The sequence below is a fragment of the Nostoc sp. genome, from assembly GCF_041747015.1.
Lineage (GTDB): Bacteria > Cyanobacteriota > Cyanobacteriia > Cyanobacteriales > Nostocaceae > Nostoc.
The window spans coordinates 24,262-43,986 of sequence record NZ_JBGTFY010000001.1 but is presented as its reverse complement, the minus strand read 5'-3'; the positions used below and the strand labels follow the sequence as shown (position 1 = coordinate 43,986).

Annotated in this window: 20 protein-coding genes; 11 read left to right on the top strand and 9 right to left on the bottom strand. The window is 39.6% G+C overall.

The window, feature by feature from the left end:
• Positions 1-163: 163 nt before the first annotated feature.
• Positions 164-898 carry a type I restriction enzyme HsdR N-terminal domain-containing protein gene (locus tag ACEW80_RS00210; RefSeq protein WP_373524653.1) on the bottom strand — a complete coding sequence of 245 codons (735 nt, stop codon included), beginning with the start codon at positions 896-898 and terminating at the stop codon, positions 164-166.
• 96 nt (positions 899-994) lie between these two features.
• Positions 995-2,986 carry a hypothetical protein gene (locus tag ACEW80_RS00205; RefSeq protein ID WP_373524652.1) on the bottom strand — a complete coding sequence of 664 codons (1,992 nt, stop codon included), beginning with the start codon at positions 2,984-2,986 and terminating at the stop codon, positions 995-997.
• Between the two features lie 171 nt (positions 2,987-3,157).
• Here ACEW80_RS00205 and ACEW80_RS00200 point away from each other — a divergent pair, with 171 nt between their 5' ends.
• Positions 3,158-3,562 (top strand): NIL domain-containing protein, encoded by a 405-nt coding sequence (locus ACEW80_RS00200; RefSeq protein ID WP_373524651.1) that lies wholly within the window; start codon positions 3,158-3,160, stop codon positions 3,560-3,562.
• Between the two features lies 1 nt (position 3,563).
• Here ACEW80_RS00200 and ACEW80_RS00195 read toward each other — a convergent pair whose 3' ends face one another.
• Entirely contained in the window at positions 3,564-4,154 is a 591-nt protein-coding gene (locus tag ACEW80_RS00195) for a Crp/Fnr family transcriptional regulator (RefSeq protein ID WP_373524650.1), read from the bottom strand.
• Positions 4,155-4,283: 129 nt separating this feature from the next.
• Positions 4,284-5,012 (bottom strand): serine O-acetyltransferase, encoded by a 729-nt coding sequence (cysE, locus tag ACEW80_RS00190; RefSeq protein WP_373524649.1) that lies wholly within the window; start codon positions 5,010-5,012, stop codon positions 4,284-4,286.
• 223 nt (positions 5,013-5,235) lie between these two features.
• Here cysE and ACEW80_RS00185 point away from each other — a divergent pair, with 223 nt between their 5' ends.
• Positions 5,236-5,706, top strand: coding sequence for an Rrf2 family transcriptional regulator (locus ACEW80_RS00185; protein ID WP_373524648.1), 471 nt, complete (start codon positions 5,236-5,238; stop codon positions 5,704-5,706).
• Positions 5,707-5,724: 18 nt separating this feature from the next.
• Positions 5,725-6,687: a cysteine synthase A gene (cysK, locus tag ACEW80_RS00180; protein ID WP_373524647.1), complete on the top strand. Its 963-nt coding sequence runs from the start codon at positions 5,725-5,727 to the stop codon at positions 6,685-6,687.
• Positions 6,688-7,009: 322 nt separating this feature from the next.
• Here the strand turns inward: cysK and ACEW80_RS00175 are convergent, their stop codons facing one another.
• On the bottom strand, positions 7,010-7,492 hold the full coding sequence (locus ACEW80_RS00175; protein ID WP_373524646.1) for a hypothetical protein: 483 nt from the start codon (positions 7,490-7,492) through the stop codon (positions 7,010-7,012).
• Between the two features lie 314 nt (positions 7,493-7,806).
• Between ACEW80_RS00175 and ACEW80_RS00170 the strand changes: the two genes are divergently transcribed.
• The 6 genes from ACEW80_RS00170 (at position 7,807) to ACEW80_RS00145 (ending at position 13,477) form a co-directional block, all read left to right on the top strand.
• Positions 7,807-8,292, top strand: a complete 486-nt coding sequence (locus ACEW80_RS00170; RefSeq protein ID WP_373524645.1) for a glutathione peroxidase — start codon at positions 7,807-7,809, stop codon at positions 8,290-8,292.
• A 62-nt stretch (positions 8,293-8,354) separates the two neighbouring features.
• On the top strand, positions 8,355-9,176 hold the full coding sequence (locus ACEW80_RS00165) for an SDR family oxidoreductase (protein WP_373524644.1): 822 nt from the start codon (positions 8,355-8,357) through the stop codon (positions 9,174-9,176).
• A 22-nt stretch (positions 9,177-9,198) separates the two neighbouring features.
• Positions 9,199-10,158, top strand: a complete 960-nt coding sequence (locus tag ACEW80_RS00160) for an alpha/beta fold hydrolase (protein ID WP_373524643.1) — start codon at positions 9,199-9,201, stop codon at positions 10,156-10,158.
• A gap of 69 nt (positions 10,159-10,227) precedes the next feature.
• Positions 10,228-10,962, top strand: a complete 735-nt coding sequence (locus ACEW80_RS00155; RefSeq protein WP_373524642.1) for a glutathione peroxidase — start codon at positions 10,228-10,230, stop codon at positions 10,960-10,962.
• A 475-nt stretch (positions 10,963-11,437) separates the two neighbouring features.
• Positions 11,438-12,679, top strand: coding sequence for a hypothetical protein (locus ACEW80_RS00150; RefSeq protein ID WP_373524671.1), 1,242 nt, complete (start codon positions 11,438-11,440; stop codon positions 12,677-12,679).
• A 36-nt stretch (positions 12,680-12,715) separates the two neighbouring features.
• Positions 12,716-13,477 (top strand): phosphatase PAP2 family protein, encoded by a 762-nt coding sequence (locus ACEW80_RS00145; RefSeq protein ID WP_373524641.1) that lies wholly within the window; start codon positions 12,716-12,718, stop codon positions 13,475-13,477.
• Between the two features lie 93 nt (positions 13,478-13,570).
• Here the strand turns inward: ACEW80_RS00145 and ACEW80_RS00140 are convergent, their stop codons facing one another.
• From ACEW80_RS00140 to ACEW80_RS00125, 4 genes are all read right to left on the bottom strand, one after another.
• Positions 13,571-14,266 carry an NYN domain-containing protein gene (locus ACEW80_RS00140; protein WP_373524640.1) on the bottom strand — a complete coding sequence of 232 codons (696 nt, stop codon included), beginning with the start codon at positions 14,264-14,266 and terminating at the stop codon, positions 13,571-13,573.
• A 246-nt stretch (positions 14,267-14,512) separates the two neighbouring features.
• A complete protein-coding gene (locus tag ACEW80_RS00135) occupies positions 14,513-15,592 on the bottom strand; it encodes a fatty acid desaturase (protein WP_373524639.1) in 1,080 nt (359 codons plus the stop codon).
• Between the two features lie 214 nt (positions 15,593-15,806).
• Positions 15,807-16,868, bottom strand: coding sequence for a fatty acid desaturase (locus tag ACEW80_RS00130; protein ID WP_373524670.1), 1,062 nt, complete (start codon positions 16,866-16,868; stop codon positions 15,807-15,809).
• A 231-nt stretch (positions 16,869-17,099) separates the two neighbouring features.
• Entirely contained in the window at positions 17,100-17,918 is an 819-nt protein-coding gene (locus ACEW80_RS00125; protein WP_373524638.1) for an acyl-CoA desaturase, read from the bottom strand.
• An 85-nt stretch (positions 17,919-18,003) separates the two neighbouring features.
• Between ACEW80_RS00125 and ACEW80_RS00120 the strand changes: the two genes are divergently transcribed.
• Both ACEW80_RS00120 and ACEW80_RS00115 read left to right on the top strand, forming a co-directional pair.
• On the top strand, positions 18,004-19,233 hold the full coding sequence (locus tag ACEW80_RS00120) for an aminotransferase class I/II-fold pyridoxal phosphate-dependent enzyme (RefSeq protein WP_373524669.1): 1,230 nt from the start codon (positions 18,004-18,006) through the stop codon (positions 19,231-19,233).
• An 88-nt stretch (positions 19,234-19,321) separates the two neighbouring features.
• Positions 19,322-19,699, top strand: coding sequence for a GxxExxY protein (locus ACEW80_RS00115; RefSeq protein ID WP_373524637.1), 378 nt, complete (start codon positions 19,322-19,324; stop codon positions 19,697-19,699).
• Positions 19,700-19,725: the final 26 nt, after the last annotated feature.

Sequence of the window (19,725 nt, the reverse complement as noted above, 5' to 3'; positions counted from 1 at the left end):
GATGAGTGCGATTCGTTGGCTAGAAATCTTACCCAGCATGGGTTATTAAGGATTAGCCCCAGGGTTATGAACCTTGTACAACTACCTTATGTAGCGATATATTCTGATGTAATTATGCTTGGGAGTTTGCAATTATCTCACCTATCAAGACACTAGACGCTTCTTAATAAGCGATAGAAATTAGTTTTTCAAAATCTTGGCAATCAAAATTTTGTTGTTTTTGAGAATATTTACCACATAGATCATAGTATACTTTATTTCCTTGGATAGTGAAGAAATATCCTTCTATTTCAGATTGCTGTTGCTTAAGTTTAAAAACTACTTTGTTAGTTGTATATTTACCATATTTGCTAGTCAGGTAAGCAAAAGTATCAAAATTTCCGTTTTGAGCTTTTTCAAATTTTAGTAAATCATCATTATTATTATTTTTTTGTAAAATTAATACCTTTATGTCTGTAAGAGTTTTGAGATGATTAATTTCAAACTTATCATCTCTTCTAGTGAAAGCAATAATCTCATTATAATTATATAAAATCCCCATATCGCAACCAGCTTTTGTTAGATACCTTTGAATCTGGTTATAATGATTTTTTAAATTCACATCTTCTCGTTTTACTTCCACAATTATTAGAGGAGACTGATGTGGCTTAAAATTATCATTTTTTTGCTTTTTATATATTTCTACATCATGATGATTCGCCTCAACTTTAACATTAATGATATCTGGAAATAACTCAGTTTCTTTAATAAGAAAATGAATAAATATTTGTCTAACTAACTCCTCTGGTCTTGCATTAATTGGAATTTGTATTCCCCTAATCAAACATTTTATATATTCTTGATAATCTTTTTGATATTTGATGAGTTTTGTGTCTATTTCTTGTTGTAAATCAGTCATATATCTTTTGATAGCAACTAATGGTGGATAAAATAGCTTTAGGGACACAATTAGATTGCGGCCTCAACTGTATATTAAATGTGCAATTTAAATTGTCTATTTTTCGCCAAAAAAGCCTAGTATTTTAGTAACTAGTTCTTTCCAATGGATTTCAGCTTTACTTTTTAAGAATGTATTTAAGTTTGTATCTTTTTCTAGTTCTCGCTTAAATATCAGACATACATTATCGACAAATGTTTCTCCCCTCTTTCTCTCCTTACCTTTTTCATCAAACAGAGCCTTCCAAAAAGCCGAATCTTCGTTTCGAGGTAATAGTTTTCTCGTGATTTCTTCTTCAACTTCTTTGCCTACTTCGTATATAAAATCGTCATATAATCCGTAAAACTTTTTAACTAATTCAGGCATTAGTATCTTTAAAGGTTCATTCGCAGATATAAGCTCATTAAGGATATTTTCTAATTCCTGTTTTACTTCTTTGGTAAATCTTTTCAGCATTTTATCTTCATCTATTCCCCCAGCAACAACCCTCGCATCGTAATATATATCTATATCTCTTGGTTGATAGTAACCGAAATTTCTATGGATAGCGTGTTTAGTGTTCCATGCTGGATAAACCCTGCGATAGTATTTATTAATATATTCATCAATAAAATCTTCATAAACAAAACCAGGCACTCTTTTACTCAAATCCCGTAAATCCTTTATCTTCTGAATGGCATTTTGAATTGCCTTGATTTCTGATTCCTTTAAATCATCAATATTTTTGATTTTTGCAGAGCTTTGTTTGATAGCCTTGATTTCATCTAATAAAATATTTCGCCTACGTTCTACTACACCTGCTATAGCTTCGATAAATTCATTTTTATCTGCCTGTACATCTTCTTCATCATAGTTTTCATTTAGCTTAACTATATCCTCACGATAGTATCTTAAGGAATCATAGAATAAGATATTTTTTTGGAAAAAATCTAAGTTCAACTTTTTAAATGTAGCTTGAACTTCGTCTTGTCTGATTCTAATTCCTAAATCTCTATCTTCATCAGAGCCATGCACTTTTTCAGGCTCATTTTTGCGAGGTAATACCAAGGTTACAAATCTATGATGAAAGTCTTTGGATTTAGATGTAAGATGATAAATTATTAGTTTTCTAATATTAGCTTCAGGAGCATCAGTAAAGGGAGTTACAAAGATACAGATGGTATCTTGACTATCAACATATTTCTGCAAGTCTTTACGAATTGGATTCTCATCAAGTCCTTTGGTATCAATAACTGAATCGAATTGAGACAAGTTGGAACCAGATAAAATATCATCGCTTAGATAAAGATATATTTTCTTTGGAATAGCAAATTTCTTTAACTGAACATTATTGATAGCAGCAAAGGTGTTTTTTATCCATTCTTGCTCATTATTCTGGTTGTCAAACTCAATTTTAGTAGTAGTTCTAGCTTCGATATTTGCATTATTCAATGCAGTCTTTTTCAAAAAGTCTACTCCTGATTCATTAAGTAATTCTTTCGCTGGATCAGTTATTAAAATGTCCTTCTTTTCACCAGCGTAGACTGTTTTAGCAGTCTTTTTAAGTTCTGTAATGTTCCTAATAACTCTCTCAATTTCTTCGGAAATAATTATTTTCTCCTCTGACTGGCTATTATCTCTATTAGCAATAGAATCGCAGAATTCAAAAATAAGATTTTCCATCTCATCAACCGTATAAGGCTCTATCTCTATGTAAGTTTTTTCAGATGCCTTAATAATTACTTCACATATAGTAGTTTTGCCTGAACCCGTTGAGAGTAGCTCTTTAGTTTCGATTACATTTTTAGTTTTGCCATTAATTGTCTTAGAAACCTTGAAATCGCTTATTAAGTTAAAAAGATGACAGATTGCTGTAGTTTTTCCTTTGCCAATAGTACCTATAAAAACAATTTTATATTTATCTATACTAAGAATTTTCTCGATTTCTTCTAATCTTTCTAGCTTTGATTTCAGGTTATTAATGCCTGAAGCACCTGATAGTTTTTTGATTTCACGTCTTAAATTTTGCTTCAATGATGTAATTTCTTCTTGCGGCAGTGTCGTCAACATACTGTTTTCCCTGTTCCAATGCTACTTACTTGATACTTGCAGTATGCCCACTATGATCTAAAATCTAACAAAATTCTTACAACATCCCTTAACTTGACTTCGGGAACCCTTTAATCACAATTAATTTAGCGTTAAATTACTTTACATAAATCGCAATGGAGAATTAATCTGATGTATCAGAGTAAATCTGTAGAACCCGCTTCTGTGCACAGCCGAATTCTCATGCCTCAGCGCTATCACAGGCAACCTGTAATTTCCCGACTGGTGTCTCGTTATGGTTTAACCGTTAATATCAAAGCCGCATCCCTGACATCAGAGAGTGACAGCGACGGCTGGTTTGATTTGGAACTTTCAGGAAATCCCCAAAAACTGACAAATAGCCTATCTTACTTGCAAGGATTGGGAGTGAATTTGCTGGAATTAGCGATCGCTAACCATATTCAACTTAACCAGTATTCTCTACCTTTCCCAAATCCAGCTAACAAACTGAGTCCCAAAGACTCTGGATGGCAGACAGATCAATGGCAAGAACAATTCCAACAATCGCTAAGGGAAGAATTCATAATGCTGAAATAATCTAAATTTCATAATACCAAATATCTTCTTCTCGCAGCACGATTCTATGCAGAGAGAGGCGATCAATCAAGCCCTCTTGCTCAAATTGCCCAAGAACACGAGTGATAGTAACACGAGTTGAACCAAGCATTTGGGCTAAGTCTTCATGAGTCAGACGCATATCGATTAAACGTCCTTTGTCAACTTCCAAACCAAATTTTTTAGATAACCATGCTAACAGCTTGATAAGCATGATATCCACTTTTTTATGGCTACGAATAACCATTAATTCTTGAGCCTGTTGAATATGAGAAAGTAAAGTTTCTGTTAATTGAGTCCATTCCTCTAAAGGTAAGGCTGTCGCCTCCACTTTAGTTAAACATTCCATCTGATAAGGTTCCAATTTTGATAAACTTTTACCAACTATATCTCCGGGTCCCCACAATCCCAGGGCGACGGTTGTACCATCTTCCAGATAAGTAAAAGTCCTGACAAAACCCCTTTCAATCTTCCAAAGGCCGTTTTGATGCTCTGGCAGAAATGACCGACGGGCAAAAAATCGCTTAGTATTATTACTGTTTGAGCTAGATAAGCTTGTGTACAAAGACACCATATTTAATAAGACTATTCTCCGATAAACTAACCGTAGTACTATATTTATATCAGGTTATGAGAGCTTCTGAGTATTTCAAAGAGGGGAGTGGGGGCAAAGGAAAATAACCAATACCCAATGCCCCATTCTCTAAATTCCCGCACCATCGAGAAAATCTTCAATTACTCCATCAGAATTATTGCACTTAGGGTTGTCGGTTTGTTCGTCGCCAAGCTCAGTTGCACACAAACTTGATTGATCTTGCAACTGCTCAAACTGTTTCTCTAAAGCCTTCACGCGTTCAAATAAAGCGCGGATGACTTCAGCTTCTACGTCGCGTACTTTATCATGATCCAGAACATTGGTTGGTAAGTTGTTTTGACGAGTCACGCGCCCTGGAATCCCGACTACAGTAGTGTTACTGGGCACATCTCGCAGCACCACAGAACCGGCTCCAATGCGGACGCGATCGCCAATTTGAATATTTCCCAATACCTTTGCACCCGCTCCCACAACTACATGAGCGCCTAAAGTTGGATGGCGTTTACCAGTTTCTTTGCCTGTACCACCCAAGGTTACACCTTGATAAATTAAGGCATAATCACCTACGATTGCTGTCTCACCAATCACCACTCCCATCCCGTGGTCAATAAACACTCCCTGGCCAATTAATGCCCCTGGATGGATTTCAATTCCAGTTAAAAACCGACTAATATGGGAGATAAATCGAGGTATAAAGGGAATCCCTAATTTATACAGCCAGTGCGCCAAGCGATGGAATATTAGAGCTTGGAGTCCAGGGTAACAGAACAATACTTCTAGCCAGTTACGAGCTGCTGGGTCACGCTCAAAAATAGTTCGCAAATCAGTTATTAGCATAATTCAGTTGAGATCATCTTTGGTAGGTGAGGCTGTGAAACTATCAATGCAAGATAATTCCTGCAAAAAATGACTTATTTTTGGTAATTGTGTAAGATAATCTACGGTAAGTCGATAGACTTTTTGGATTTATGCTGTTAGTAAGTGGGATGCTATCACATCCAATACCTTGAGAAAAATTAATTTCCCACAAAATGCAATAAATTCATCGATTCACCGTAGTATGTTGAGTACAGTCTTGAATAGCCAAAACTACGCTCTCCTAGATTTGTCTGCCAAAGTGGAATATGCGCTGCTGGCACTTTTAGAACTGGCAAGCCACCACGGAAAAAAACTTCCCTTAACCATGAGCGAGATTACTGCTAAACAGCCCATACCCGAACGCTATTTGGAACAAATTTTGACCAACCTCCGGCGTAGTGGTGTGGTGCAGAGTCAACGCGGCTCTAAAGGAGGTTTCATTTTGGTTCGTGAACCTTGGCAGATCACCTTGTTGGAAATTGTCACTTTGGTCGAAGGTGAGAGGAAAGAAAAAGATAGCTCTGACTCTCTTACTCTAGAAAAGACTTTGGTTTATGAAGTTTGGGAGCAAGCTAACGCTGCCTCACTTGAAGTTTTGGCTCGCTATACACTTCAAGACTTGTGCCAGGAAAGAGAAACTCGCGCACAGCAAAGTCCGATGTATTATATTTAGTCACAAAGGAGTATTGATATGCGGATAGCGAAAGATATCACAGAGTTAATCGGACGAACTCCTTTAGTCCAATTAAACAAAATTCCCCAAGCTTTTGGAGCAGTTGCTCAGATTGTAGTGAAGCTAGAAAGTATGAATCCAGCGTCTTCTGTGAAAGACCGGATTGGCGCGAGCATGGTGGAAGCGGCGGAAGAAGCAGGCTTGATTCACCCAGGAAAAACTGTTTTAGTAGAGCCGACTTCTGGGAATACGGGAATTGCCTTAGCAATGGTGGCAGCCGCTAAGGGTTATCATCTCATTCTAACAATGCCTGACACAATGAGCCAGGAAAGACGATCCATGCTCAAAGCTTATGGCGCTCAACTAGAGTTAACGCCAGGGGTAGAAGGGATGCGAGGAGCGATCGCTCGTGCAGAAGAGATTGTAGCTCAAACGCCCAATGCTTATATGTTGCAGCAGTTCCGTAACCCGGCTAACCCGAAAGTTCACGCCGAAACCACCGCAGAAGAAATTTGGGATGATACCGATGGACAGGTGGATATTTTGGTGGCGGGAGTGGGGACTGGTGGGACGATTACGGGAGTATCTGAAGTTATAAAAGGACGGAAGCCAAGTTTTCAAGCGATCGCAGTTGAACCAAGCAACAGCCCAGTATTAGCGGGTGGTAAATCAGGGCCTCATAAAATACAGGGTATCGGTGCGGGATTTATTCCAGCAATTTACCGTCCAGAATTGGTAGATGAAGTGATTCAGGTGGCGGATGAGCAAGCGATCGTCTATAGCCGTCGCCTAGCAAAAGAAGAAGGATTGCTATCAGGTATTTCTACTGGCGCAGCTTTGTACGCGGCGATTCAAGTGGCACAGCGACCAGAAAATGCCGGCCGCCTAATCGTGATGATACAGCCTAGCTTCGGCGAACGCTACCTCAGTACCTCACTGTTCAAAGATCCAGAGGAAAATGAGTGGTTGAGCAAAGTTTGATTCCTGATTTAGCAACCCCCACTAGGAGCAAAACAATATTTATTGCTATATCTAGCCATAAAACAATGGAATAGTGAGCAGTGACAACAAGCAGAATGACTTTTCGGCTATATCGCAACTGTAGTCAGTACTATCGATTACAGACGGGATAAATCACCAATAGATTAATGCTCTTAAGCCTTAAAGGAATGAGAGCATTTAATTAATAAAACATCTTTCCGATAAAAGACGCAAAAGAGCGTCAAACCGCAATAATAAAATAAAGGCTTCTAAACGATGGAAGAAAGCCCAGGCAACTTAGAGGAAGTTATATATCTAGCTATCATTGATTCGTTTCCTCTGTTACTAGGTTTTGTAGTACCTCTTGCACTTCTTGTGGAGAGTTTTCTTGCTGTAGCGCTGTCCAGCAATGCCCTTGATTATTCCTCGGCAAAATTTGACTACTGCTTAACAAAACTTGACTGGATAATTGGCTTCGCACTTGGCGTAATACATTCATGCAAGGTGGACAGTCACAACCAAATAGTGCAACCGCCGCATCGCTTTCAGCTGCACTGAAATCCATCAAAGGGTCTTCGATTAAACTTTCAGTCGAAGATGCGGCATTGGTTTCACCATTCTGGAACGCTAGCCTTGTTTCTAAGAAACTCATACCAGAATCTACAGGTACATTGCATGAGGTTTGAACGGAAGCAGGCGTTCTTGTTCCAGCCGCAAGGGTTAAACCTGGCATCAGTATCATTGTTAGCATTGAGCTTGCAAGCTTAGGAATCGTAGCCCAGTTTAGTAAAATTCGATGGTTCATTCGATAAACTCCTCAACAAGTCCAAAAGTAAAACTCAAGAGTCAAACTGCTCAATGATAGATTATTTTAATAATTTTGATGCAGTTCAGCAATATCCTCTTGCCTTGGGTCATATTCCCCCCCATAGTACAAACTGATGACCAAAGTTTTAATTCCCGTAGCGCGTGTTGTAGCTGTAGGGTTTTGCTTTGATGGTTTGTTGCGATCGCTCAAAAGGAATCATTCTCAATCGGGGAAAATTCCTTGAAGAAATCGGCTTTATAGTACCTGTAATATGGGAAACTTGGTAATATTCCCTATAAATCAGATTCAAGATGAGTAACACAATTTCGGACATCGCAGTGAAGACCATCAACGGTGAAGATAAGCAGTTAAACGACTACACCGGGAAAGTACTCTTAATTGTGAATGTGGCTTCCTACTGCGGTTATACTTCCCAATACGAAGGACTAGAAAAATTGAACCATAAATATGGGGAAACAGGTTTACGTATTTTGGGGTTCCCTTGTAACGATTTTGGAGCGCAGGAACCAGGAAGCAATGAAGAGATTATCCAATTCTGTACGAGTAATTATGGTGTTACCTTTGAACTATTCGATAAAGTTCATGCCAAAGGCTCGCAGCAGCACCCACTTTATCAGCGACTTACTAAAGCCGTTGAGCCAACGGAACCTGTAGCTTGGAACTTTGAAAAATTTTTAGTTAATAAGCAAGGTGAAGTGGTAGCTAGATTTAATAGTAATGTCCAGCCAAACTCACCAGAGATAATTGCCATAATTGAGAAAGAATTAGCAAAATAGTTATTTTATTTATGGAAATTTTGAATGTTAAATTTTGAATTATTATTTTTGTCTAAGTTGTCATGAACGTTGCAATCATTGGTTGTGGTTATGTTGGTTATACAGTTGCTCAATGTTGGCAGCAAAAAATGAATTTTGTTGTCAGTGCAACCACAACTTCTTTTGAGCGTGTTACTGCACTACAATCAGTAGCGCAAAAAGTTGTAGTTACTCGAAGTAATGACCTAGATAGTCTAAAATCAGTTTTACAAAATCAAGATGTTGTACTTTTGAGTGTTGGTGCAAAAAGTGCAGAGGTTTATGAGGAAACTTATCTCCAAACTGCCCAAAATTTAGTTTCATGCTTACGGCAGATTAAGAGTGTGAAACAATTAATCTATACAGGGAGTTATGCAGTATATGGTGATAGAAATGGTGTATGGGTAGATGAAGAAACTCCGCTTGCACCTGCCAATTTAAATGCACAAATTCTCCGCAAAACAGAGGATGTTTTACTATCAGCATCTAGCGAAAATCTCTCCGTTTGTCTCTTCCGTTTAGGAGGAATTTATGGTCCCGGTAGAGAACTGTTAAAAATATTTAGTAGATATTCTGGTGCAAGCCGTCCCGGTGGCGAGGATATTACTAATTGGATTCATTTGGATGATATTGTTGGTGCAATAGAATTTGCCCGTCACCATCGTTTGCAAGGGATTTACAATCTGGTAGATGATGCACATCTTAGCAGTCGAGACTTGCTAGATAGCTTATTTGAAAAACATAATTTACCCAAAGTTATATGGGATACTTCTATCAAGAGTACTCGCCCATATAATGCTTGGGTATCGAATGAAAAGCTCAAAGAGGCTGGATACCAGTTGATTCATCCACAGATAATTTTTTAGCAAGTATCAAAACATAGGAATTATGCAACCTTTTGCTGTAACTAATACAACCGATTTGACAGCATCTCCTAGCCAATTTTACACTTGGCAGAATTATCGTTGTGCCTACGAAGTTCATCAACCAACTAATCCAACATCTGAGAGCATTCCCTTACTGTTAATTCATCCCATTGGCGTGGGATTATCGCGGCAATTTTGGTGGCGATTTTGCCGCGAATCGGACAATACAGGTCAGCATTATTCAATTTACAACCCTGATTTATTAGGATGTGGTGCAAGTGATATGCCCCATGTAGCTTACACTCCTAATGATTGGGCAGAACAGTTGCAGTACTTTTTACAAATAGTAGTTCAAAAACCTGTCGTTGTCGTAGTCCAAGGTGCATTATTACCAGTTGCGTTAGCTTTGCTCGCCGCAGGCATCGCATTAGTTCAAAAAGAATCAAATTTAATCGCCGGACTTGTACTTTCTGGACCTCCAGCATGGCCTTTGATCACAAAGAACTCACCAGAATGGCGACAAAGAGTTGTTTGGAATTTGTTAGATTCACCTTTTGGGAGTGCTTTTTATCGCTACGCACGCACCCCAAATTTTTTACGTTCTTTCTCGACTCGTCAACTCTTTGCTTCCGATCATGCTGTGGATGCAGAGTGGTTAAATACATTGGTTGCAGGTGCAGAAAATCCTGCTAGTCGCCATGCAGTGTTTTCTTTTTTAGCCGGATTTTGGCGACATGATTATGGTAATGCGATCGCTTCTATTCAGCAACCAACATTAGTGGTTGTGGGGGAAACAGCATCGAGTATTAGCCAAGAAGGTAAAAAAGAAACCCCAGATGAACGTTTGGCTGACTACCTCGCCTGTTTACCTCAAGGTCGAGGTATAAAAATAACTGGGCGCAATGTTTTACCTTATGAATCAACTGCTGAATTTGTCGCAGCGATCGCCCCATTTATCAATGAACTTTCTTTACCTGATTGACACTTAGATTAAACCAGTCCTCTCGTGATAGGTTATGACTGGGATTAATTACTAAGGGCAAGCAAAATTATGTTCCCCAATCGCCGAGGACAAAGAGTTCCCAATGTCACTTTCCATACTCGTGATAACGAGCAGTGGGTGGATATAACAACCGATAAGCTATTTGCTGATAAGACAGTGGTTGTTTTTTCCTTACCGGGTGCTTATACTCCAACTTGTTCATCAACTCATCTTCCTGGTTACAACGAGTTGGCTAAAGTTTTCAAAGAAAATGGTGTTGATGACATTATTTGTATTTCTGTCAATGATACCTTTGTGATGAATGAATGGGCAAAGGATCAAGAGGCAGAAAATATCATACTAATTCCCGATGGAAATGGTGAATTTACTGAAGGCATGGGAATGCTGGTAGATAAATCAGACTTGGGGTTTGGGAAGCGATCGTGGCGCTATTCTATGTTGGTAAAAGATGGTGTCATTAATCAGATGTTTATTGAGCCAGACGAGCCAGGAGATCCCTTTAAGGTGTCTGATGCTGAGACAATGCTCAGATATATAAATCCCCAAGCAGTGAAGTCCGAAGTCGTCTCTCTGTTTACAAAAGTGGGTTGTCCTTTCTGCGCTCGTGCTAAAACGATGCTCCAGGAACGTGGTATCAACTACGAAGAAATTACCTTGAGTAAGGATATCACCACACGCTCATTAAAAGCAGTTACAGGTGCGGCAACAGTTCCCCAAGTATTTATTGATGGTAAATTAATTGGTGGTTCTGAGGCACTAGAAGCCTACTTCGCTGCTAAATAGGGTTTCAGTTGCTAAGTTGATAGCACAACTGTGTATGTGTATCAACTTCAGCTAAAACCCCTTTGAAACCTCGTTTCCGGCCTCTGGCTGGAAACGAGGTAAAAATCTTTTAATGGGATTAGCTCATAAGATAAATGTGGGTAAATTTGCTGAAATTTTTAGAGAATAACAGGTTTACGAGTTCAAAACTTGATTTACGAGTTCAAAACTTGATTTACAAGTTCAAAACTTGATTTAGAGGTTGGAAAGTAGATTTTTGAGTTAAAAAACTTGATTTACGAGTTAGTAGGTTGGGGAACCACTATCTTAGGGATTTCCAAGAAGAAATAAATTACCCAAATAAACGAACCACAGAGACACAGAGAAAAAAGATAAGTAGGGTGTGTTAGTGACAGCGTAACGCAGCAAACCCTTGATAATGGTGCGTTACGAACTTCGTTCTAACACACCCTACAATACTTATTTAAAAAACAATATGCTTGCCAGAATCCGCCGACTTTTGAGCCAATTTTTTAGTAAGTCAAGAACAATTAACAATGAACCACTGAATAAAGTGAGTTTAATTGTTATTATTTTGATTGATATTTTTATCTTGATTAATGTTTTTACGGGTCTGGATGATATTAGCAGATGGCATATCAGTCCAACCCAGACTTATCCATGTTATTCAGAATGGCAAAATTACCAGACAAAAACCACTAAAGATAAAGACTATGAAATTGTTAGACTTTCATTACTAGATAATACAAACAATCAACTCAGTCTTCAGCGAAACTATCAACAAGCTGAAGTAGGACATCTGGGTAAGGTTTCTCAAACGTGCTTGCAATATGCCGACTACAAAGATAAGATTAACAATCCTGAAAAGCAGCAAATTATAAAAATTATTGATCAAAAACAATCGCAAATCAGTACCCTTGAACAAACCAATCGCACTATTAGAACTCAATATGACTCAACGCTTCTAGAAAAAATTGCAGGTCAGGGTCGTGAGCAGTCAATTAATCAAGTCGGTGCTGAAAAAGCCAAACAGGCATTAGAACAAAATAACCGCCAAATTTCTAGACGGAAAGCGGAAATTTCTACTCTTAAAAATGAACTTCTTTCTAAACCGGAAAGCGTTAGTTTTATAACCTTTCTTCAGGATCAAAATCAATTCAGTTCGGTTGAGAAAGGCTATAAACAGGCATCATTTTGGTATCCAAGTATCCAGCTTGCTTTTCAGTCGCTCTTTCTTCTACCGCTAATTCTCGTTGCTTTATTAGTTCATAAATTTACTCAGCGAAGGAGATACGGACTAATCTCGCTCATTAGCTGGCATTTGCTAGTTATCTTTTTTATCCCACTGATTCTTAAAATATTTGAATTTCTTCAAGTCGGCGTAATATTTCAATTCCTCTTTGATATAGTTAGCGCCCTTTTTGGCGGTTTACTTTTCCTGATAAATTATGTTTATATCTTGCTGATTCCACTTATTGGTTTTGGCATTATCCAGTTTTTTCAAAAATTTGTCTTTAATGCTAAAGTCCAAGCAGCTAACAGATTTCAAAAATCACACTGTGTAAATTGTGCTAAAACAATTCGGCATCATGATAGTTACTGTCCACACTGCGGCTATTATCAGCACGTTGAATGCCAAAACTGTCATAATCTTACTTATAAACATTTGTCATACTGTAAACATTGTGGGACTTCTCAAGATTCCAGTAATTTATAATCGGTGAAGTTGTTTATTAGTCTTTTTAACTTAGATATGGAAAGAACGGAAAAAGCCAATAAAAAGAGTCAGTCACCTCTTGATTTTCTCAAAAACTTGTTGATTGCCCGTTGGCGATCGCTCTTACTCCTCTTGATCGGAGTATATTTACCTTTGCAGGTTTTTGAAATCCTGACAGTGAAGATATGGCAAAATGAAGCTGGCTTCCCGTGGGATGTACCTATTTTGTTAGCTGTTCACTCTACAGCAAACCCACAATTAGATATTTTAGCAGTGACGCTAGCTAGAGTTGGGTTGCCTTGGACGGCAATACCAATTTTAGGTGCGATCGCATTAATATTATTACTTCAAAAACGCTGGCGATCGTTAGCTTATTTAGTCACTACCTCAGTGGGAAGTGTGATCATCAACCGCACAGCAAAGGCATTAATGCATCGAGTGCGTCCGCAATTGTGGCAGTCTATTGCGCCTGAGTTGAGTTTTGCATTTCCCAGCGCTCATGCCATGACGAGTATCACTTTGGTAGCAATTTTGCTAATCTTAAGTTGGGCTACCCGGTGGCGCTGGTTAGTTCTCATATTCGGCAGCTTATATGTAATCGCTATTGCGTGGTGTCGTCTTTATCTGGGGGTTCACTTTCCCAGCGATATTCTCGCAGGTTGGATGGTTGCATTAGCTTGGGCAATTGGTGTCAGTCTAATTATCAAACCGTATATGACTACAGCCAAATCCGTAGATGGCGAACGAGATGAAACTACCTTACTTCCCGAAGAAACAAAGTTGAGAACTGAAGATTAAACTAGCAAAAAGTACGCGCAGTTAAACTTAGTTTTTATAACTGCTAAAATTCGCTCTTTTGCTGTTAGATTTCGATAGATTTTAGATTAGGTTTTAAAGATTTGAATTTGATGGCGTGCGGTAACTATAACCAAGATTAGAATCTTTTTGAATATGTGTTTTAATACTATCGAGGTCAATAAAGCAGTCAGCAACATCAATCAAACTTTCGCTAGTTGTTGTTTGTAGACTGACCACTTCTACCCGAACTCCCATTCTGCTGACAGCATTCACAGCATACGCTAAATCTCCATCCCCACTGACTAAGACCGCAGTATCATAGTAAGGAGCTAAAGTTATCATGTCTACAGAAATTTCTACGTTCAAATTTGATTTCTTAAAATTATCTGCTGGCAAAGCGATATCTTTTGCCACTACACGATAGCCATTACGACGCATCCATAATAGAAAACCCTGCTGTTTTTCATGGGTGATATCAACTCCAGTATAGAAGAAAGCACGCAACAGTCTCGAACCGTTGGTTAAATAACAAAGCAATTTAACATAGTCAATTTCTATGCCAAGTTGTAAAGCTGTATGAAATAGGCTTAAGCCATCAATAAAAATAGCAACTCGACCGCGATTCAAGCAATTGAAAATGGAACTATCAGGTGCAGTATCTCGCATCTTGGTATCTTTACCTTTCGCAGCAGAATCGCTCAAATTTTGCCCTTGCCAATGTGGTTTAGCTTTGAGTATTTTAGATTCATTTAATTCACTTCTTTGTTTGCTAAAATTAGTTATAATCATTGATACCTCTGGATTTTAAAGTTAGAAAAGGTTTTGAGTAAATTGTCTTTATTATAGTCTGTGCTGATTATATGCGATCGCACCTCAAAAGAAAAACTCTAACAAGGAATGTGGGTAATCTTTAATCCAATTTTTGCAAAATTTTATCTTAATTAGCGAGCGATATCAGTCAAAAGTAATAAATAAACCATTTACAACTGAAAATACAAGATTCCCGACCTTTTTAAGAAGTCGGGAATGTGAGCCTTAACCTTTAGCTAACTTATTTTTAGATGTGTAGTAAACCTGACTGCCAGTATCCGGTACAAAATGGCAACTGAGAGATGAGTGCCATAATGACTTCCAAATTGGTTCTTCAGATTTGTGGAAATGCTCACCCATCACAGGTTTTATCGCCTCAGTTGCCTTCAGCAAATTGTAGTGAGGGATATTAAGAAATATGTGGTGAGCAACATGAGTACCGATATCGTGATGGATATGATTGATCAAACCATAATCACGATCAATACTAGAAATCGCGCCTTTTAGAAAAGTCCAATCTTCTCCCCGATACCAAGGAATATCTGGCTCAGTATGGTGCAAGAATGTTACCAAATCTAGCCAAATTACGAACACAATGTAGGGCGCAGCGTAATATTTCAGCAACCACATCCAACCCCATTGGTAGGTAAGAAAGCCCAGTAAACCTACCATGCCAATCAAAAGTACAGTGCTAGTGATCACATCCCATTTTTCTGATGGTTTGAAAAGCGAACTGCTGGGCAAAAAGTGGGAGCCTTCCTTATTAGGAGAACGCTGAAATAGATACACAGGATAAGCCAATAGAAAAGCATAATATCGGCCTATCTTTTGTGCTAAAGGCATTTCCTTGTATTGTGATTCAGTCACAGGATACCAGCTTTCATCATTATCAATATTGCCAGTATTCTTGTGATGAGTTCTGTGGCTAATCCGCCAGCCATGATAAGGAACAAGTATTGGTGTGTGAGAAAGATGTCCAATCAAATCATTGAGCCATTTATGCTTAGAAAAAGATTGATGTCCGCAGTCATGTCCGACTACAAACAAAGCCCAAAACATCGTTCCTTGCATTAGCCAGAAAATCGGGAAGAAAAGCCAAGAATTTAGGTAATGAGCAACTGCATAAAGTAGACCGATAATTAGGATGTCACGAAAGAAGTAAAAAAGTGATTTCGTCACATTGGGCTGAAAGCATTCAGCAGGAATTGCAGCTTTTAAGTCCCCAAGTGTGAAAGGCAATTTAGTTGCATCCTCAGACGTTTCACAGCCAGGAGGATTGTTGAATGTGATGATATTTGATTGCACTGGATTCTTTTGATTGGATATAAATCGGAACTTTATTTGAGATAAGATCATCTCACTTCTAGGATGCCCACGAAACTAGCGATCGCACCATACAAGAAGATAATTTATGGCAATTTACCTAAAAATTTTAGTAAGTAAATAATTGCCAGCTTCTGTTTAAACACAGCATAAAAAACGCTCTCGTTGGTTCAAGAGCGTGAGTGTAATCACAGCACTATTTATTGCTCTGTGTAGTGTAATGTTCGGTGAAAGTCTTATAACCTACATCAGTTGTGTACAGTTGACATTCGTCTGTAATCTGCTTCATTAAAGACCAAGAAAACTGACATTCATTATGCAAATAAGGCTCCCAATTTTCTTTGATGCTGCTGTAAGCTAGCCGCAAATTATAAGAAGGAATAGCAGTGGAAATATGATGAGGGACGTGAACATTAATATCGTGGCAGAGGATTTCTACCCAACGCGGATAATCGCAATGAATAGTCCCAAATAGCTGTGCTAGAGCCTCATTCCACTTGTTCTCTGCCATAAAAGGAACATCTGAAGCAGTATGGTGAACAATAGTAAAAGTACTCATCCAAAAATGGTAAATCATCCAAGGTATTAGCCAAAACTTGACAAATCCCCAGATGCCAGTTGTGGCGATTAGAAGCGGGAAAGCGATCGCTGCAAACACCACTACTACAGCCACAGAAAGCTTAATACTAGATTGGTCTTTAGTTTTGAAGTTCCGCCAATCAAAATGTACCACAGCCCAATGTCCAATGGAACCTACCCACCAGAAGCGTTTACGGATGAACACTTCAAAAGCAGACTGCAAGGTTTTATCCCAACTTTCAAACACTTCTGATCTGATTGGATGCCAAGCATTGTCCTCATCCAGTTTGTTGGTATGAGTATGGTGATAATTATGCTTAATCCGCCAACTATGAAAAGGATAAATTAACGGCGCCATAAAAAAGTGTCCCACCAAATCATTTACCCAACGACGTTTGGCAAATGACCTGTGACCACAATCATGGCCAATTACAAAAAAACCTGTTAAAGCAGTGCCAGTAAAAATCCAAGCTAGGGGCAAGAGAAACCAAGGAGCGATCGTCAGGCTGTAGTAGCCTAAGGCAACTGTCAAGACACTAATCAGTACTTGTGTCCAAGCTTTGCGACGGTTTTGTTGAAAACATTCCCGTGGCAGAGTTTTGACAATATCTTTAAGCCTTAGGTCGGAATTACTAGGCTCGTCACTTAGTTTCTGGCTATTAATTATTGATGTAGTCATGAACACCTGAAAAACAACAAACTCCTCCACCAAGTCACCAAAAAAGTGGCTTGCCGCAAAATTTCTTAACATTAGCGCTTTGAATTATAGCAACCTAACCTATACAAGCGCACCCGTAAATAGATTTTGGAAGCCATTTCAAAATTGGCCTATGGATTTGGTTACTACACAAAGTCCTTCATCGTTAGTCATTTACTCAGGACGGATGACTAATGACAAAGGACAAAAATCTTACTGCTTTATTGGGGCTAACTTCACATTAGTAGCTAGACCAACGGCTTGCAGCAATTGAACTGTCATCCAGGTTAAATCGATTTCCCACCATTCCAGCCCGTGACGAGCTGAGTATTGAAAGGCATGATGGTTATTATGCCAGCCTTCACCGAAAACTAGTACGGCTACCCACCAGCAATTAGTCGATTTATCACCAGAATCATAGCTCTGATAGCCAAATTTATGAGTAGCGCTGTTCACCAACCAAGTGCAGTGGTAAACCCAGACAATGCGAACAAAAATTCCCCAAACAACGAACGACCAGCCACCCAGAAGCAAAAGCAACGCACCCAGAGCAACCTGGATCAAAATGAAATATTTTTCTAAAAACTGATAAACTGGGTCTTCGGCAATGTCTTTGGTGAAACGAGGAGCATCAGCGTGAGCCGGACAAAAATGAGTCAGCCAACCCATGTGGCTCCACCAGAAGCCCTTATTAGAATCATGGGGATCAGTGTCTGTATCAGAGTTTAAATGATGAATACGATGTGTCCCTATCCACTCAATTGGCCCTCCTTGACAGGAGAGTGTTCCGAAGAAAACCAAGAGATACTCTAGCCATTTGGGAGTTTGAAAACTGCGGTGGGTGACAAGGCGGTGAAATCCCAGAGTAACGCCTAAACCACCAGTTACCCAATACAGCAAGAAACCCACACCAACTGCTGTCCAGCTAAAGTTACCAGGAACAAAGGCAAATAAAGCGCCGATGTGCAGTCCAATGAAGAACAGGGTATTAACCCAGTTAATTTGAGGTTTGGTTGAGGTAGCAATTGTCATGCAGTAACCTGAATTTGAGTTTTCCAGCCTAGTCTGCGCGATCTTAAAATCCGCATATCTATAATTTTTTGTGAACGAGAAACTAATGAATACCTTGGAGCAGTTGCGGCAAGCAGAAGAGGCACTGTTAGAAATTTTTTCTGTAATTGACACTCAGGTCAAGCATAATCTAAAACGAGTGCTGGATGCCTTTCGTAATCACCGTGTGGGCGCACACCACTTTGCTGGTGTAAGTGGCTATGGTCACGATGATTTAGGACGAGAAACTTTAGATAAAGTTTTTGCCGAAGTTATGGGTGCCGAGGCTGCGGCGGTGCGAGTGCAGTTTGTTTCGGGAACTCATGCGATCGCTTGTGCTTTGTTTGGTGTACTCCGTCCTGGAGATGAAATGTTAGCAGTGGTCGGTTCTCCCTACGATACGCTCGAAGAAGTCATTGGTTTACGGGGTCAAGGTCAAGGCTCCCTTATCGAGTTTGGCATAAATTACCGCCAATTGGAGCTAACTCCCCAAGGAACTATAGATTGGCAAGCTTTAAGTACTAGTGTGGCTGAAAATACTCGTTTAGTGTTAATTCAGCGCTCTTGTGGCTATTCTTGGCGTCCGAGTTTATCAATTGCCGATATTGAAAAAATTATCCATTTGGTCAAACAGCAAAACCCGAACACAGTTTGCTTTGTGGATAACTGCTACGGCGAGTTTATTGAAACCAGGGAACCCACAGCCGTAGGTGCTGATTTAATCGCTGGGTCATTGATTAAAAATCCTGGTGGCACCATTGTCAGCGCTGGCGGTTATATTGCTGGTCGCGCCGACTTAGTAGAAGCCGCCGCCTGTCGCCTCACGGCTCCCGGTATCGGTAGTTATGGTGGTGCTACTTTTGACCAAAATCGTCTTCTGTTCCAAGGACTATTTTTAGCGCCGCAGATGGTGGGGGAGGCGATGAAAGGAACATACTTAACTGGTTATGTATTTGACAAACTCGGTTATCCAGTAAATCCTGCACCTCTTGCGCCCCGTGGGGATGTAATTCAGGCAATTAAACTCGGTTCTGCTGAAAAGCTAATTGCCTTCTGTAAAGCTATACAACAGCATTCTCCAATTGGTTCTTATCTCGACCCAGTTCCAGATGAGATGCCGGGGTATGAGAGCCTGGTAGTCATGGCTGGAGGGACGTTTATTGAGGGGAGTACTTTGGAGTTATCGGCAGATGGTCCTTTGCGTGAGCCGTATGTAGTTTATTGCCAGGGAGGGACTCATTGGACTCATGTGGCGATCGCGTTAGAGGCTGCGATCGAAGCGGTGGAAAGAACATGAGTTAGGATTGTGTCACGCAGAGGCGCCAGTGCGTTGGGCGGCTCCGCCGACTTGAAGCACCTGGCGTCGCGCAGAGGCGCAGAGAGTCATGATTGAGAATGAAGTTTCGGGTGCAATTGTGGATGCTGCTTATAAGGTTCACACTACTTTGGGTCCTGGTTTGCTGGAATCAGTTTATGAGACGGTGATGGATTTTGAGTTACGGAGGCGGAAGTTACAGGTTAGAAGACAGGTGTTGGTTTCAATAGTCTATGAGGGTGTACTTTTGGAGGAAGGTTTTTGCGCTGATTTAATAGTCGAAGATAAAGTAATTGTTGAACTCAAATCAGTGGAATCTGTTCATCCAGTACACAAGAAGCAGCTGTTAACCTACCTCCGCCTCACTGATAAACGAGTTGGATTACTGATCAACTTTAACGTCTCACTAATCAAAGACGGTATCTCCCGTGTAGTCAATAACCTCTAAAACTCTCTGCGCCTCTGCGCCTCTGC